Here is a 17,240-nt window from a genome sequence, read left to right as displayed (position 1 = left end):
CCTAATAATAACAAATATATAGCTATAAATTCCAAAAACATCAGGCTGTATATTCTAAAAGAGAAAAATATGAGTAATTTAAAAATTTTGATTACAAAATTATCTGAGCATGCACGCCTATGCCTTGAGAAATCAGCGAATTTCTGCATCAAACAGCGAAATTATAAAATCGAAATTGAGCATTTTCTCTTAGAATTGCTACAGCAGCCAGACCTGAACGATCTCAAATTATTGCTCAAAAAGTATAAAATTTCCGAAGATGATCTAACCCATGATCTGAATCAGAGCATTCAGCAAATGACTAAAGGCAATTCTCGTACGCCTATCTTTGCCAAATCCATTATTCGTGCATTAGAACATGCCTGGCTTTTGGCTTCAGCAGAACAGAATCCGATGATCCGCAGCGGACATTTACTGGTTGCCCTGCTCACTGCACCTGATCTATATCAAATGACGATTCGTGCTTCTACTTTATTTGAGCTATTTCCAATTGATCATCTCAAACATCATTTTTTGGAGCTCTGCGAGCAGAGTATTGAAAACCCGAGCTATGCTCAGCTTACTAAGGTAAAAGAAGATTCACCTAACGCACAGCTAAAATTAAATAAAACACTGGCACTCGATCAATACACCATTAATCTGACTGAAAAAGCACGCCAAGGCCAAATCGACCCGGTGATCGGTCGTGAGTTTGAAATCCGTTTGATGCTGGATATTCTGATGCGCCGTCATCAGAACAATCCCATACTTACCGGCGATCCGGGAGTCGGTAAGACTGCTGTAGTAGAAGGATTGGCCCTGAAAATTGTGAATGATCAGGTACCTGATGTACTCAAAAATGTAGAACTTCATGTATTGGATCTGGGCTTATTACAAGCAGGTGCCAGTGTAAAAGGCGAGTTTGAGAATCGCCTGAAGAAAATCATTCAAGAAGTTCAGTCCTGCAGTTATCCTATTATCCTGTTTATTGATGAAGCCCATACGCTGATTGGTGCAGGTGGTCAGGCTGGTCAGAATGATGCCGCCAATCTGTTAAAACCAGCTTTGGCACGAGGAGAACTGCGTACTATCGCCGCTACCACTTGGGCGGAGTACAAACAATACTTTGAAAAAGATGCTGCGCTTAGCCGCCGTTTTCAGGTAGTAAAGGTAGAAGAACCTACTGAGGAAGTCGCCATCGATATGTTGCGTGCCATGATTCCGGTCATGACTCAGCATTTTCAGTTGCAGATTGATGATGCAGCAATTGCTGCTGCGGTACGTAACTCGCATCGTTATATCAGTGGACGGAAATTACCGGATAAGGCCATTAGTGTATTAGATACAGCCGCGGCACGAGTTGCTTTGAGCCAAAATGCACAACCTGCAAAGTTAGACCAGTTACAGGCGCAGCTGCATAATCTTCGGCTTGAACATGAGATTTTAAATCAGGAGCATCAAAATTTTCCGTGTCATCAGACACGTTTAATTGAATTATCAGAAAATATTTCAAATTTGGAACAAGAAATTTCTCAGATAAGCCTGCAATGGCAGCAAGAACTTCAACTGGTTCAGGAAATAAAATTATTACAGGTTCAATCCAAAAAAATTGAAAATAAAAATAAAATTAAAGTATTACAGCAGCGTTTGACCCAGATTCAGGCTGATCACCCACTTGTGTTCGAGCGTGTAACAGTCCCTATGATTCATCAGATCATTTCTGACTGGACCGGAATTCCAGTCGGTAAAATGATGAATGATGAAATTCGACAGGTCTTAAAACTCCAAGATAAATTATCGCAGCGTGTGATGGGTCAGGACTTTGCTTTGCATCAACTGGTCCAAGGTATTAAAACATCTAAAGCAAAACTGGATGATCCGAACAAACCACAAGGTGTATTTTTATTGCTTGGTCCAAGCGGTGTGGGAAAAACTGAAACTGCCCTGGCCTTGGCTCAAGAATTGTATGGAGGTGAGTCGCATCTGATCACGATCAATATATCGGAATATCAGGAAGCACATACCGTGTCTTCCTTAAAAGGTGCTCCTCCAGGTTATGTCGGTTATGGTCAAGGTGGTGTGTTGACTGAAGCAGTGCGTCGTAATCCTTATAGTGTGATTTTACTGGATGAAATCGAAAAAGCTCATTCTGATGTGCAGGAATTATTTTATCAGGTCTTTGATAAAGGCATGCTGGAAGATAGCGAAGGTCGGCTGATTGATTTTAAAAATACGACAATCTTATTAACTTCAAATGCCGGTTCTAGTGCCATTATGCAGGCCTGTTTAAATCAACCCGTCGAAAACTGGCCGGATGCAAATAGATTAATTGAACTGCTCAAACCAAGTTTATATCAGCAATTTAAACCGGCATTTTTAGGGCGTATGCAGATTGTGCCTTATTATCCTTTACACGATGAGCTATTGATCCAGATTATTCAGCATAAACTGGGGAAAATTACCCGACGCATTCAGCAGCAATATGTCACCCAGGTCACTTATAGTGGGGACTTGCTCGAACTTCTGCTCAGCCGATGTACCGAGGTTGATAGTGGTGCGCGCAATATTGATCATATTTTAAATGCTTCAGTATTGCCTGCTTTGGCTACAGAAATATTGAGAACCATGAGTGAGGGAAAGATTCCTAAACTGATTCACATTGAGATCAAGAATGATGAAATTTCTTATAGCGTAGATCCGAAAGTTAAAATAGCGCAAAAAGTACGTTCTAAAAGCAATAAAGCAGATGCTGCCTAGTTGAAGTAACCTAAAAATAAAAACAAATAAAATATAATAATTGGAATAAAGATGAGCCTGGAATTTGAATATTTATTGCAAGACATTTCAGTCGATCAGCCGTGCGGTGTGGACTATTCATTTTCAAATGATTTTCATGTGATTAACAAGGCCAGAACTCGTGATGATCCTTTATTGGAGCAAGGTGACTGGGTCTCGGAACCAAAACAGGCCGATTGGCAACTTGTACATGATAAAACGATTGAATTATTAACTGAAAAAACCAAGGATATCCGTCTATATACCTGGCTTATAGAAGCTTGGAGTCATCTCTATGGTTTTGAAGGAATTGCTCGAGGATTAGAGTTGACCCAGCAAAGCCTTGAGCGATACTGGTTCACGTTACATCCTCAAATCGAAGAGGATGATCTTGATCAACGTTTTGGATTATTACAAGGTTTGATTACGCAACTGCCAATGCTGATGAAACAGATGCCTTTGGTCAGCTCTGCGCCTTTTTATAATTTAGGTGATTATGAGGCATTCTTACATCAACGCAATATTAAACTCAAACAACAGCAAGATGACTACTCTGAAAATAATACTGTTCAGGATTTGGAGCATTTTGAGCAATCGTTGCTGAAAACTTCTCAAACAGTTTTAAGCCAGAATGAAGGTTTTCTTCTCGAGATTCAGACCCAATGGCTGTATCTTAAAAATACACTGGATCATTTACTGGGTCTAAATGCACCGAGTTACGCGAGCACAGATTCTCAACTTGAATCGATCTTCTCCAGTATTAAGCGCATTTATAAAACTGATATTTCTTCAATATCTCAGGATCAAATAAATACACCGCAATTCGGCACTCTCAAAATACCTGAAATAATAGTGATGAATACCTCGCCTGAAAATATACAAGAATTTCGACCTCAAGCCCAAAACCATCTGGCCAACCGTCAACAGGCCATGCAGTTATTACAAGACATCGCTCGATATTTTCAATCTCATGAACCGCATAGTCCAGTGAGCTACATGCTGCAAAAGACGATTAAATGGAGTCAGATGCCATTACATGAATGGCTGGCTCAAGTAATCAAGAACGAGAATCCGATCGAAAACGTACATGAATTACTGGGTATATATGCCAATGATGAATCCAAGAATGAGTGGTAAATATTAAAATGTTTAAAGCAGAAAAAGTACTGTGGGGCGAAGGTCTATTTTTAAGACCGCAACATTTTCAATTACAGGATGCCTATCATGAGCAACGCTTGAGTCATATGATTCGGGCGACATTTCCTTTTGCTCACGGGATCCAGTCCATTCAATTTGATGAAGCTCAATTCAATATGCATATATTGGCATTAAGTAAAATTGAAATGATCTGGCAAGATGGTGAAATTTATCAGGCGCCTGCACAGGATTTATTACCAGAACCTGTACAACTGGATACCTTAAACCTGCGTGGTGAAATGCAAATTTATTTGGCTTTGCCAATGCTACAGCCGAACAAGCAAAATGTAAGTCATGTCGAAAACACTCAATCTAGTCGTTATCACTCACATTTAATCTCGACCCATGATTTATTCACCGATGCCACTACTGCAGAGATCACCCTGTTACGCCGTCGGGCAGAATTTAAACTTTTTGAAGTTGGCCAAGAACCTCAGCAGCCTCTGGATGGTTATTTATATCTTCCGGTTGCTCAAATCAAACGACAAAGTTCTGGAAATTTTATTTTTGATCATAAATTCATTCCTCCAATTTTACATATTCAGGCCTGTGAATATCTGCTAGACAATTTAAAGCGAACTTTGAATATCATCCGGGCCAAGATTAAAACGATTCAATCCAATAACCGTGAAAACGAACAGAAACTGATTGAATTTCGTTCTGGGGATATTGTCTCTTTCTGGCTGGTGAATGCCTTAAATACTGCTTATGCAACCTTAAATCATATTTTGCAGTATCCACAAATTCATCCGGAACGGCTATATGCGGAACTTTTAAGACTCAGTGGTTCCCTACTTACCTTTTCAACAGCCTATGACATTGATCAATTGCCGCAGTATCAGCATCATCATCTATACGACAGCTTCAATCAGCTGGATATTATTCTCAGAGATTTACTCGATACAATTATTTCGAATCGATATATCAGTATCAGCTTAAAAGAAACTCGCCCATCCTATTGGTTTGGCAGTCTGGAGACCGATAAGATCAGTCACAATACGCGGTTATATCTTGCTGTATCAAGTAGTGTTATGCCTGCACATGACTTGATTGCCTATGTTCCGATCCGTTTTAAAATTGGTAGTACTATAGATGTAGAACAGCGCGTGGTTGCAGCTTTACCGGCTGTACCCGTTCAGCATCTCATGCAGGTGCCTACTGCAATTCCGGTACGTTCCGGCGTTCATTATTTTGAGATTGAACCCAATAATGAACTGTATCAGCGCATGCTGGATTCAGAATCGATTTGTGTTTATATCCCGAATGGCTTTCAGGATATCGCGATTGAACTTATTGCTGTCATGAATGGATAAAAATATTAATGAATACAATCTCTAACACTCCTCTTTCACTCTTTGATGGCGATCAAATCGGAGTAGATTATACAGCCATGCAACCTGTAGAAACCTACCCTACCTCTACGAATAGTCTGGTAGATTTACTGCATGACGGCTTCTATATTGTTTTCCTGTTAAAAAATCACTATGTCCCTGTAAATATAGAGTCTTTCCGTGAAAAAATTCTGGAGATGTTGAAAAGTTTTGAACATCAGGCACGCCAGATGCAATTTTCAGCTGAAGATATTCAAGATGCAAAATATGCCTATTGCGCTTTAATAGATGAAACAATTGTCACCCAACAGGATGAGCGATTTTTTGATCTGCAAAATTCCTGGATGATCAGTCCCTTGCAGTTAAGCCTTTTTGGTTCACAACTTGCAGGTTATCGCTTCTTTGAATATCTGGAAGAAATACGCCATAAAGATAAGCAACGTCTGGCAGTATTAGAGGTATATCATTATTGCCTTTTATTGGGATTCCATGGAAAATATCGAATTGAATCTATTGAGCATTTAAATAGTCTGATTGCTCGTATCGGAGATCAGATTGATTATCTCAAGGGTAAAAAAGTTGCTTTTTCTCCTTTTTCAGCAATTCCAGATCAAATCCGACATATTATCCATCGTGAATTACCATTTTTCTGGATTCTGATATTTTTATTATTATTTGCCGTGATCAGCTTTGTGGTTTTTAAATATGCCTTGTCAACAGAACAAGCTGCTGTTTTTTCTCAATATCAAAATTTGATTAGCGCGCCTGCTGAACAAGCCTATATTACGATTCATTTACCCTAACTCAATTTTCAAATAAATATGATGGACACTTATAAAAATAAAGACTTAAAAAATGACGCCGTTGGAAAATTTATATCGATGAATAAAAAAAAATTTTTGAATTATTATTAGATCAATCATTCAACTGATGATTTTGATTATATTGAGCAGCTTTATTCTATTAAGCTTAGCTATGTTAGCCTTGCTGTCTTACGAGTTTCGATTAAGAATACAGGATTTTTTTCTTGATTTGATTTCACAAAGCAAACAACAATTTTCTCAAGCAAAACAGTTTGTTCAGAAATTTCATCAGGCGGCATCGCCTGAGCATCTTCAGTCTGAATGGTATTTGCAGCAGTGGTGGATTTTGATTTCAGGATTTAGCTTATTTGCCAGTATTTTAATGTTCGCTTTCACTCAGCCACTTACTGCAAGTAGGTTTGAAGTTGAATATTTAAGGAAAGTTGATCCACAGATTTATGCATTATTAGATGGGCAAATATTAACAGCTCCAACTGAAGTTGATGAACAGCTTATTATCGAAGCCTTACAAGAAGAATCTTTAGCAAATCATTCTGTAATTTCAGCGCAAAGCCTTAATCTGAATATTGAAGACATTCATATAAATCCAAATATCAGCACAGCAGACCGTAAATGGCATAAGATGAATCCGCGATTTAAACAGCGCTTACTGATGGTTTTTAAAATTATGCGCGAACAGCATGGTTATGAGCTGGTTTTACTCGAAGGTTATCGAAGTCCGGAAAGGCAAAACTCTTTGGCGACCAACAGTAATATTACCAAGGCCAAAGGCTTTCAAAGTTATCATCAGTTTGGTCTGGCCGCGGATATTACCTTTAAGCGGAATGGCAAGGTGGTGATTAGTGAACGTGATCCATGGGCCATGCGTGGTTATGAACTGTTTGGCCAGATTGCAGAATCGGTGGGTTTAACCTGGGGCGGTCGCTGGAAATCCATTAAAGATTTTGGACATACTGAATATCGTATGCCCGGTTTAAAGAAAACAGCTGAAATGGCGCATCAACTCATTCATGAAGGACAATTACAGACTCAAACATTTCAGCCTTAAGTGCGAAATCGTAAATTAATTTAGAAAAGTCTGCATATGTTTAATGACTTCATCTGGCTTTTCACCATGCAGCCAATGTCCTGTATTTTCAATGCATTCAATTTTCGCCTGAGAAAATTGTTCATTGATTGCCGCAAAATGTTCAGGTTTTGAGATATAAAAAGAATTACCGCCACGAAGAAATAAAGCTGGCTGATTAACTTTTTCGACCTTTTCCCAAGCCATAATATCTGGATAATGATCAAATAAAGCTTGAACATTAAAGAGCCATTGCCCTTTATTAAAGGATTTTAATAAAAACTGAATTACCATTTCTTCATGAATGTATTCACGCATAATTTTTGCTGCCTCAAGTCGTGAAGCAACATTTGCTTGTTGCACCGCAAATAAAGCTTTAAAAATCTCAGTATGATGACTCTCATGATATTGGATTGGTGTAATATCTAGCACGACCAACTTTTCAGTTTGTACTCGGGCTAAATCAGCCAATTTCATAGCAATTTTTCCGCCCATAGAATGCCCTATTACTATGAACTTTTGAATATTTAAACTTGATAAAGTTTCTAGGACATCTTCCGCCATGAACTGATAATTTAAGTCTGAACTATGACCAGAAAGACCATGATTGCGTACATCAATTTGAAGCACGGTTCTTTGCTCAGAAAAATATCGAGCTAGTATTCCTAAATTACTTAAACTACCGAATAAACCATGAATAAAAATCATTGGAGATAGTACTGACGTTTCGTGGTGTTGGAGTTGATAATTTAGGATCATTTGAGAATTCCGTGATTTCTTTCTTTATTTAAGTGTTTATAATGGATTTATATTGGGAATTAATCAATTGCGAAATTTTTAAATATAAATTTTACTTAGGCTATTTTATGGGGATATATTTTGCTTAGGCTAAATAATTCATAATCGATTTGTAAGTATTTAAAATTACGATTTTAGATCTGGATGGATATTTGGCTATCTATAAATATGAAAGAAGATGGTTGAGTTGTGGTGCAGACTAAATAAAATTAATGAAAATCTTAAAACTGGGATTTAATAACATGTAAACCACTTTTAGGTCAGAGTGTTTCTTAAACTAACTCGCTGTTATTACCCAAATAGACTGAGGTAATTTTGAAAATATTGTTTTTAATTATTCATTGCTTATTATTTATCAAAAAATGACTATTCATAAGTAGCTTATTAATCCACTTGATTCTGTTTAGAATAATACGTCTTAAGTCCAAATGAGTTACAGGTAGTAAACATCAACATTATAAATTTCCCCTCTCTCCCTTTCTTGATAAAGTTGTTAAAATTATGTATTGCTTAGGCTATTTTAATATCTTAGGATGTTCAAGTTATTAGCTTAAATATAAACGTGCAATCACGCTATCCTACTTAAATTATCCTGTTCAAGAAATTACATCACGTATATAAGACATTTTCAGAAAATTATAAAAATCCAGATTATTCATTTATTCTTATCAATATATTTGACTACCGCTGATATATCCCCGGGATATGAGGTATTCACATCAAAATAAATTTAAATTAACTTAACATTTTCTTTATTAAATGATATTCGGGAGATGGTCTTTCAGGTTTTAATATCTATAAAATTTGATTGTAAAACAGACTTATTTATTTTTAGTCTACTGCGAAAAACGTTCGAGAATGAAAAGTATTTTATGATTTATTCTACATCCCTATTTTTACAAAATACGTTTGTAGTCATTCCAGATTGAGTCAAACTTTGATCCTGCCGCTCAAGAAAGTTTTTGGCAATCATAGCCATCGTGGGCGCCATATCCAGACTGCTGTTTTCTTCGGACACCTTTTGAATATCCTGATAGGCTTTCAGTCGTTTGCAGAAAGCCTGACGTTGAGTTTGTGCATCTGCCTTTTGATCATCTTCATCTAAAATATGTTTGGTTTCATTCACGATTTTAGTCTGTGCTGAAATAAACTCATCATAGGCACTTTGTGAAAGCGGCTGTGCGAAGACTACGCTACTCAGTCCTAATAATAATCCAGCACAAATGAAAGATGATTTTTTTAGCATTTAAATTTCTTCTTTCCAGACATCTTCATAATCATCGGCATCGATCATGAAACGAAAACCTGTTTCCAGAGCCAGATACGGTAAAACTTCTGGTGCAATGTCCTGTAATTCACGTACTGTCATGGTTTCAAAAGTTTCTTCACTTGAAGGTTCTCCACCATAAATATACCAGCTAATATTTTCAGCCGTTTCAGGCTTTTTACGGATGCCGACAATCGGATCTTGTTTCAAGGTATGTACGGCCACCGCAACCACATCACCACCACTCACTTCAACATAAGCCGAGCCTACTTCTTCACAAAGTAGTTTTTGCTCTGCGATCAGTTCTTGTAAAGGTGATAGGTTTTGCGTGTTTTTCGACATTCGGTCTTACTCATCAATTTTCATTAGCACGCTATTTTAACTTAATTTTAATGAAGCTGATTGGGATTTCATCGAGATCTAAAAAATATCTGCCCTTAAACCGTGTTAAGTGCAGATATGAATCTCAGCTTATTGGAAGACTTTAAAGCGCTCTTCATCTGCCAGATAATCTTTGGCACGTGGCTCGCCTTCTATCGAACCAAAGACCAACTGTGCACGCAACTTCCAGTTCGATGGAATGTCCCATTCCGCATGTACCTGTTCATCCACGATCGGATTGTAATGCTGCAATGATGCGCCTAGACCTTCTGTATGCAATGCTGTCCAGGTTGCAAATTGTGCGATCGCAGTCGAATGCTCTGCCCAGATTGGGAAGTTATCAGCATAAGATGGGAATTGTTCCTGTAAGCCTTTTACGACTGTGTGATCTTCAAAAAATAAAACAGTGCCTAGCCCTGCCGCAAAACTGGCCATTTTTGCTGTGGTTTTTGCAGCGCTTTCTTCATCTTTGGCATAGCTTTTTAATTTATCTGCGACGAAGCCCCAGAACTTTTCATGTTCTGAATTGAATAAAATGACGGCGCGCGAAGACTGTGAATTGAAAGAAGATGGACTTTGCTTAATTGCAGTCTGAATCAAATCAGTTAGATGTTCAGGAGATTGTTCAACATTCTTGGCAATAGCATAAATAGTACGGCGTTTAGTAATTAAATCTAAAAACTGATTCGACATTTTTGAAAATCCTGGGATATATCTTCGGGAAAATTTGAACCTTCAGTTATTTTTATGAAGGATAGCTAATCAATGAAACTTTTGCTTTAACGTGAGATAAAGCCTATATACCTTAAAAAATAATGAACTGAATTGCTAGGCTATTTAATTGATATTTTTATATATTTTTTAGCTAAAAATGATCATTTTCATCTATTTTTTGAACAATCGTTAAAACTACTGCCCTATGCGAGTGCCTGACGCTAAACAATGGTTCAACATGCGCTATTATTGATCAAAATTTTAAGAATAAAGACCTTCAATCACCAAATTTAATCTTGCTTAGGCTATTCTAAGAGAGAGCACATCATGAAATAAATCTCATCTTGCAGATAAAAATTAATCCCCCAAAATTGGAAGATTAATTTTATAAATAAAAGCTAAAAAACCCGTTTAAAACTTCGCGTTCAACACCTGAGCAGATACTTTAGTCTTCCACAGCTCACGTAAAATCGGTAAATAGAATTTCTCACCAAGTTCCACCAGCTCTGCATCAATCAGAGCATGCATCTCATGCATAAACAAATAATCCAGTTCAACTGTGGTTAGTTTAGTCTGCTGTTTTTGATAGTCTTTGCGTTTCTGTTGGGCTTGTTTAACCAGACGATCCGCAAATGCTTTATCTTTAAACTGGGTAATTGCTTTTAAACGCAGTTCGATAATACCCCATCCAGTTAAGAACATCTGGAAGGTTTCAAAATCATCGCTGGTCGATTCCCAAGACATTTCTTCCAGATTTTCATTATCGGGAAGCACAGGTAAAAGAAGTTCCATCACACTTGGGAAAATCTTTTTGAAATTCAGAATAAATTTAACAGGATGCTCACCTGGATAATCCTTGAATTGCACCTTTCTTTGAACATCTGTTAAATAAATATCAAGCATAAAACAATCATCAGTGGTTAATCTCATCTAACACTATTGTACGCAACTCTGCCTGAGATAAAAACCACTGCTGACTATTCCATGATAAAACAGGCGTAAAGATTGAAAATAAAAGTGCTCCGGCCCTTATTTAGCATTCGGTGAGACCATCTGTTCAGGACGCACCACTTCATCAAACTGTTCAGCGGTGACTAAACCCAGTTCAACAGCCACCTGTTTTAAGGTTTTTCCTTCCTTATAAGCTGTTTTGGCAACCTTGGCTGCATTCTCATAACCAATGACCGGATTCAATGCCGTGACCAGCATTAAAGAATCATGCAGGAAATGTTCAATTTTCTCATGATTCGGCTCAATGCCTACGGCGCAATGATCATTAAAACTGTTACACGCATCGCCTAAAAGCTGGATGGATTGCAACAGATTATAGGCAATGACCGGCATAAATACATTCAGTTCAAAGTTACCTGATGCACCTGCCACGTTAATGGTGGTGTCATTTCCGAGAACTTGCGCGACCACCATCGTCATCGCTTCACTTTGCGTCGGGTTCACCTTACCCGGCATGATGCTAGAACCCGGTTCATTTTCAGGAATACGCAATTCACCAAAACCACAACGTGGCCCGCTGGCTAGCCAGCGAATATCATTGGCAATCTTATTCAGGCTAACCGCTAAAGTCTTTAATGCACCAGAAGCAAATACCGCAGCATCACGGCCTGCCAAAGCCTCAAACTTGTTTGGCGCAGTTACAAATGGCAAGCCAGTTAATTGTCCCAGGGTTTTAGCAGACTGAACGGCATAATCAGGATGGGCATTCAGACCGGTACCAACCGCTGTACCGCCTAATGGTAATTCATATAGTCCGACCAATGCCTGTTCTAGACGAAGAAGCCCATGATCCAGCTGAGAGACATAACCGCTGAATTCCTGCCCCAAGGTTAAAGGCGTAGCATCTTGTAGATGTGTCCGGCCAATTTTTACAATATCGGCAAAATCCTGAGATTTGGCATATAAAGTATCGCGTAAACGTGTGACAGCCGGAATTAAAAGTTCATTAATCTGCAAGCTCGCAGCCACATGAATCGCAGTTGGAAATGAATCATTGGTAGATTGGGCACGATTGACATGATCATTTGGATGAACCGGTTTTTGTGCCCCTAAATGATTGCCCAATTTCTGGTTGGCAATATTGGCAATCACCTCATTACAGTTCATATTGCTTTGTGTACCTGAACCAGTTTGCCAGACTACCAGTGGAAATTGACTGTCCCATTTCCCGCTGATGACTTCATCTGCCGCATCCACGATATAGCGTGACAGTTCTTGGGGAATCTGGTTTAGCTCGGCATTGGTCAAGGCAGCCGCTTTTTTGACGAGTCCCATGGCACGAATCATTGGCCGTGGCAACCGCTCATTGCCAATTTTGAAATTTTGCAAGCTACGCTGAGTCTGAGCGCCCCATAAAGCCTCACTCGGTACAGCCACCTCTCCCATCGTGTCATGTTCAATACGTGTTTGCATGTTCAACCTCAATTCTTCTTGCCTGTTACTGATTTTAGGAATTTCTATATCAATGATTTAATCTATTTATTTAAAGTAATCGATTACAGTAATGATGTAAATGATAATTATTATCAAATATAAGCTAAATACTCTTACTTACTGCCCTCTGAGCATATTCTGATAAAACAACCATTCATCCTCAAGCATCTTTCTGAGTGATCGCTGAGGTTGCCAATGTAGAATATTTCGCGCCTTTTCAATGTTCGCCCCCAATTGATCCATTTCCGAATGGGGATATGGTAAAGCATCCATGGTTTTGATTGCAGATTGAGTCACTTCAGCCAGTTGATCTAGCAAATCCTGTATGGAAATCAATTCACCAGCAATATTAAAGGCTTCACATTTTAATTCCTGCTGTTGTGACAGCCATTGCAAGGACTTGATCACGGCATCACAACAGTCTGCGACATGCAGAAAACTGCGTTCTACTGTGCCATCCGCAGTATGAGCCTGACGGCGTAATTCCAGATATTCACGTTGCTGTGCAGCGACCTGCATCGCCAAAGGCAAAATATTTTTTGGCAAAGGTGGCACTGCTTCCCCCAGTACACCGTGTTCAAAGGCACCTGCGATATTGGAAAGACGTAGGATTGCAATCCGCCATTCATTGTCAGTTTTGGCAGTATCGCGGATAATTTCCTCAACCATCTGTTGCGATTTGATATAGGGATTCGGATAGGTATAGTTAAAAGGCAGATCTTCGCTTAAATCTGTGCCAGATTGTCCATATACCGCCAGACTGGATAAATGTACCAGATGACGCACTCCGGTACGTTGCATGGCACGCATGAGACTCATAATACAGCTGACATTATCATTATAATATTCAAGTGGTTTTAATACTGATTCTTCCAGTGACTTAAAACTTGCGGTATGTACCACAGCCTGAATCGAATGCTGCTCAAAGACTTTGTTCAATGCTGGGGTATTGCGAATATCAATCTTGATAAAAGGTACGTACATGCCGGAGATAAATTCAAGACGCTCCAGAGTCTGTAAGTTGGCATTGGCCAAATTATCGACCACAATGACCTCTAGTCCTTGTGCTAACAGACTTAAAGCAATATGTGAGCCTAAAAAGCCTAATCCACCCGTCACTAAAATCATTTATACTACCTACTTTCTGATGAAGCCAAGATCAATCTGTTGCTATTGATCAAGCCTGTAGTGAATTTCGATGAGCACCTTAATTCTTGTTACCTCCGCACCGACTTCCATTTATGCCTGGCATGCCCTGGGTTTGGCTCAGGCCTTGCAAGATAAACAGGAAACATTCCGTGTATTCTTCTATCAGGACAGCGTATCGGTCGCAAATGCACTGCAATGGGTACCCGACGATCAACGTCATCTTACACACGCATGGCAAGCGCTACAGATTCGCCTTCCAGTCTGTGTAAGTGCAGCATTGGCGCGTGGCATTACAGATCCGGACAATGCTCAACGTCACAATATTCACCAGCATAATCTGGCAGATGCCTTTGAATTGGTCGGTTTAGGTGAACTTGCCGATGCTGTTCAATCCTCACAACGTCTCATTCAATTCTAGATGTTTCATTTTTTAGAATGTGTTGCTTTTCCAAGGAATCTTGTGTGAAATCTGTACTTGTTATATTAACCCAAGCCAATCTGACCAGTCTGCAGGTGCATGAAAGCCTCTCGGCTACGATGGTCCTGGCAACTTTTGGCGCAGAAGTTAAAGTCCTGCTACAAAGTGCTGCCCTCAGTTTGCTGCATTCAGACCTGCAATTTGACCAGGTGCATCATGCATTCAAACTGGCATCAAATATGGTCGACAGTTTCGAGTTTTATGATCTCACTCCGATTCTGATTGAGAAAAAAAACCAGCATTCCTCATTTGTGGCACAGAGCGAACAAGAAATCGAATTTATTGAGCTTAATTCTGAATTTATTCAAAGCTTTGATCATGTGATGTATTGGTAAGGAACAAGGATATAAAAATGTCAAATCACACACTTTATCTGATCCAATCCAGCTATTCGGCAACAGCGCAGATCCTAGAGCAACTGGCTCAAACTTATACAATGGGTGATCAGGTCGTGCTGATGGGTGAAGCGGTTTTGCTGCTAGAGCATTCATTTCTTCAAAGCTTGCCGAAAATTCACATACTGAAAAATGATGCGGAGTTATTAGTACAGCCTTTGCCTGATCAGATAAAGCTTTTGAATTATGCGGATTTTGCAGATCTTTGCCTCGAGTTTAATCGCTGCATTTCAATGAAATAATAAATGAGTTAGATATGAATTTAGAATTGGATCAAGATGGCCATCTGGTTGACTATACCATCTGGAATGAAGAAGTCGCTCAAGTGCTGGCCGATAGTCTGGAACTGAGCTTAACTCCTTGGCATTTTGAAATTCTGCAAGCGGTACGTCAGTTCTATCAGCAGTTTGGTCATTCACCAGCAACACGCCCACTGATTAAATTTTTAATGAAAACTGTCAGTGCCGATATCAATAATGCCATGCTTCAGGAAAAGTTTAATACTGGTCTAGTTGCCCGTCACTTAAGCCGTTTGGCTGGTGTACCCAAGCCTGCGAACTGTTTATAAAGATACTTAGCTTTTTAAAGTATGTATTTAAAGGCCCAAATCATATTTTGGGCTTTTTTATGAGAGCAATTTTTAGGCTTAGAATAATGAAAGATGCATCTGGATCTAATTTTTCAAATTCGAGTTTGTTCTAATACTCGCAATGCCCGATGCAATTCATGATCCATTTCAGGCAGAACCTTAATCAGAAAATCAATTCGTGCTTTCGCTTCGGCCTTGCTCACCAGTTGGGCCTCTACCAGTTTTTGCTGCTGAGTGATCAACAAACTGACTTGGTGAGGATCTGGTCGTTGTCCCTCACTTAAAGCGTTAATGATCTGAGTAAAGTCCAGATATAACTGTTCTTGTTGCTTTGATAATTCGCTTTGCTTTGCAACCGTATCGTTCTGTTCCTTCTTCGTAGTTTGACTATTCTCAGGAGAGTTAACAGATATATAGCTTGCCGATTTTTCAGCTGGCAGGACCGGATCAGAATGGGTCTGATCAGTAAAATTCGTCCGATAGATTTCTTGTCGTACCTGATAGCCAATACCGACTAAAGTCCCAAACAATAGCAATCCGAGTATTACATAGAACAGAATTGTTTTATCATTCATTTTTATGTCCTCAGCTAAAGAAAGACAGCCTTTATCAAAAAGCTGTCTTTTTCGCTCATCGACGATTGACTACGGCGTTGACCAGTCTGCTGGTGCATATCCAATCCGGACGCGTTGTGGATGATTTCCTACCGGCACACTCAGCACTTTATTGCCTGTGGCAAAATCAATCACTGTGACTACATCTGTTTCACTTTCTGAAATTACACAGCTACGACCATCCGGGCTTCGCGTTGCCCAATAAGGTTTACCTGCAGAAATCAGTTTCCCGGCTGTCAGTGTTTTGCGATCTACAATCGTAGCGTAGTTATCCATCGTACCGGCGACACAGAGCTTTTCACCATCCGCACTGATTGATAGGCCATGATGGCGTGAATCATTCACCCATTTGGTTCGGTCTTTCGGGATACTGTCACTGCCAGGGAGCTGTCCGATCCGGCTAATCTTGTTCTGATTCAGATCGTACTCAATCAGCCCATTAAAAAATGAAACCTGGGCATACAGTTTGGTTTCATCCTTACTAAATACCATTGGTCGTACTGAGTTGGATAAATCTTTACGACCAAATGCATCCAGTGCAGGTCTGAAGTCAATTTTTCTTAGCACCTGATGCGTGTTGGCATCTGCGATAGTGATAAAACGCTTACCTTTAGTAAAGTCTTGCCACTGTGCATCCATCGAGGTTTCAACATTGCCGATGGCAGAGTTCAGGATCTTGTTGCCGCCATCGAAGTAAATGTTTTCATGCGGTTTATCGCCAGTGCTGAAACGGCCCAACTCTTTACCGGTATGGATATCCAGTACATGCACCACATTTCCTGAAGATGCAGATACAGCGATGCGCTGCCCATCTGGTGATACTGCCATATGGTCGACACGGAAGCCTTCAACAGGCGTCCGCCAGTTAATCTTGCCGGTTTTGATATTAATCGATACCACATCAGCGAAACTTGGGCGCGATGCAACGACTGACTGACCGTCTGGTGTCGAGTACATATCATCCACCAGCTGGTCATTGCCTTCACCAGCTGTAGTCTGAATAAGTATAAGCAATCAGTTTGATTGGATTCAGGTGAATTTCCTTAAGGCGCTCTTTACGGTCAGGAATCATGTTAATGACGCCTATTTTGCCAAAATCACCCGATGGACGAATCACGGTTACTGTGCCATCCCAGTTATTTCCGACAAAGAAAACCTGCTGTGAATTGGCAGGTGCTGCTGAAGACGAAGTAGCGGCCTGTACACTCGGCAACGCAGAAAGCATCGCCATTGCAGAT

At 39.6% G+C, this 17,240-nt stretch carries 17 protein-coding genes and 1 pseudogene; 9 read left to right on the top strand and 9 right to left on the bottom strand.

The window, feature by feature from the left end; genetic code table 11:
* The first annotated feature begins 69 nt into the window (after window positions 1-69).
* The 5 genes from tssH to AC13CK_RS09915 all read left to right on the top strand — a co-directional run bounded on the left by tssH (window position 70) and on the right by AC13CK_RS09915 (window position 7,154).
* Complete coding sequence (gene tssH / locus AC13CK_RS09935) at window positions 70-2,736, top strand: type VI secretion system ATPase TssH (protein ID WP_482831135.1); 2,667 nt, start codon at window positions 70-72, stop codon at window positions 2,734-2,736.
* A 51-nt stretch (window positions 2,737-2,787) separates the two neighbouring features.
* Window positions 2,788-3,891, top strand: coding sequence for a type VI secretion system protein TssA (gene tssA / locus AC13CK_RS09930; protein WP_425878337.1), 1,104 nt, complete (start codon window positions 2,788-2,790; stop codon window positions 3,889-3,891).
* Window positions 3,892-3,899: 8 nt separating this feature from the next.
* On the top strand, window positions 3,900-5,264 hold the full coding sequence (gene tssK, locus AC13CK_RS09925; protein WP_005107022.1) for a type VI secretion system baseplate subunit TssK: 1,365 nt from the start codon (window positions 3,900-3,902) through the stop codon (window positions 5,262-5,264).
* Between the two features lie 8 nt (window positions 5,265-5,272).
* Window positions 5,273-6,085, top strand: coding sequence for a type IVB secretion system protein IcmH/DotU (icmH, locus tag AC13CK_RS09920; RefSeq protein ID WP_005107023.1), 813 nt, complete (start codon window positions 5,273-5,275; stop codon window positions 6,083-6,085).
* 127 nt (window positions 6,086-6,212) lie between these two features.
* Window positions 6,213-7,154 (top strand): M15 family metallopeptidase, encoded by a 942-nt coding sequence (locus tag AC13CK_RS09915; protein WP_425878334.1) that lies wholly within the window; start codon window positions 6,213-6,215, stop codon window positions 7,152-7,154.
* A gap of 15 nt (window positions 7,155-7,169) precedes the next feature.
* Here AC13CK_RS09915 and AC13CK_RS09910 read toward each other — a convergent pair whose 3' ends face one another.
* The 7 genes from AC13CK_RS09910 to AC13CK_RS09880 all read right to left on the bottom strand — a co-directional run bounded on the left by AC13CK_RS09910 (window position 7,170) and on the right by AC13CK_RS09880 (window position 13,905).
* Window positions 7,170-7,931, bottom strand: a complete 762-nt coding sequence (locus tag AC13CK_RS09910; RefSeq protein WP_004280222.1) for an alpha/beta fold hydrolase — start codon at window positions 7,929-7,931, stop codon at window positions 7,170-7,172.
* A gap of 916 nt (window positions 7,932-8,847) precedes the next feature.
* Window positions 8,848-9,216 carry a hypothetical protein gene (locus AC13CK_RS09905; protein WP_425878330.1) on the bottom strand — a complete coding sequence of 123 codons (369 nt, stop codon included), beginning with the start codon at window positions 9,214-9,216 and terminating at the stop codon, window positions 8,848-8,850.
* Entirely contained in the window at window positions 9,217-9,579 is a 363-nt protein-coding gene (locus AC13CK_RS09900) for an immunity protein Imm33 domain-containing protein (RefSeq protein ID WP_425878328.1), read from the bottom strand.
* 129 nt (window positions 9,580-9,708) lie between these two features.
* Entirely contained in the window at window positions 9,709-10,311 is a 603-nt protein-coding gene (locus AC13CK_RS09895) for a nitroreductase family protein (RefSeq protein ID WP_425878326.1), read from the bottom strand.
* 432 nt (window positions 10,312-10,743) lie between these two features.
* A complete protein-coding gene (locus AC13CK_RS09890; RefSeq protein WP_004280216.1) occupies window positions 10,744-11,235 on the bottom strand; it encodes a hypothetical protein in 492 nt (163 codons plus the stop codon).
* A gap of 126 nt (window positions 11,236-11,361) precedes the next feature.
* Window positions 11,362-12,756 carry a class II fumarate hydratase gene (gene fumC / locus AC13CK_RS09885; protein WP_004280213.1) on the bottom strand — a complete coding sequence of 465 codons (1,395 nt, stop codon included), beginning with the start codon at window positions 12,754-12,756 and terminating at the stop codon, window positions 11,362-11,364.
* Window positions 12,757-12,894: 138 nt separating this feature from the next.
* On the bottom strand, window positions 12,895-13,905 hold the full coding sequence (locus AC13CK_RS09880; protein WP_224215775.1) for an NAD-dependent epimerase/dehydratase family protein: 1,011 nt from the start codon (window positions 13,903-13,905) through the stop codon (window positions 12,895-12,897).
* Window positions 13,906-13,975: 70 nt separating this feature from the next.
* Here AC13CK_RS09880 and tusD point away from each other — a divergent pair, with 70 nt between their 5' ends.
* From tusD to AC13CK_RS09860, 4 genes are read left to right on the top strand one after another with little or no spacing between them, the layout of a single operon-like run.
* On the top strand, window positions 13,976-14,344 hold the full coding sequence (gene tusD, locus AC13CK_RS09875; RefSeq protein WP_425878323.1) for a sulfurtransferase complex subunit TusD: 369 nt from the start codon (window positions 13,976-13,978) through the stop codon (window positions 14,342-14,344).
* 44 nt (window positions 14,345-14,388) lie between these two features.
* Window positions 14,389-14,739: a hypothetical protein gene (locus tag AC13CK_RS09870; RefSeq protein WP_004280210.1), complete on the top strand. Its 351-nt coding sequence runs from the start codon at window positions 14,389-14,391 to the stop codon at window positions 14,737-14,739.
* A 17-nt stretch (window positions 14,740-14,756) separates the two neighbouring features.
* Window positions 14,757-15,041: a DsrH/TusB family sulfur metabolism protein gene (locus AC13CK_RS09865; RefSeq protein ID WP_004646886.1), complete on the top strand. Its 285-nt coding sequence runs from the start codon at window positions 14,757-14,759 to the stop codon at window positions 15,039-15,041.
* A gap of 14 nt (window positions 15,042-15,055) precedes the next feature.
* Window positions 15,056-15,367 carry a TusE/DsrC/DsvC family sulfur relay protein gene (locus AC13CK_RS09860; RefSeq protein ID WP_004280207.1) on the top strand — a complete coding sequence of 104 codons (312 nt, stop codon included), beginning with the start codon at window positions 15,056-15,058 and terminating at the stop codon, window positions 15,365-15,367.
* Between the two features lie 113 nt (window positions 15,368-15,480).
* On the opposite strand, the gene AC13CK_RS09855 is transcribed toward AC13CK_RS09860, so the two are convergent.
* Together AC13CK_RS09855 and AC13CK_RS09850 are read right to left on the bottom strand one after the other, a co-directional pair.
* Window positions 15,481-15,963 (bottom strand): hypothetical protein, encoded by a 483-nt coding sequence (locus AC13CK_RS09855; RefSeq protein ID WP_425878320.1) that lies wholly within the window; start codon window positions 15,961-15,963, stop codon window positions 15,481-15,483.
* A gap of 69 nt (window positions 15,964-16,032) precedes the next feature.
* Window positions 16,033-17,233: pseudogene (locus AC13CK_RS09850) on the bottom strand (YncE family protein).
* Between the last annotated feature and the right edge of the window lie 7 nt (window positions 17,234-17,240).

It is taken from the genome of Acinetobacter sp. L-24 (genome assembly GCF_056857555.1).
Note: the sequence above shows the minus strand (reverse complement) of the source record. Positions and strands in the feature narration are given on the sequence as shown.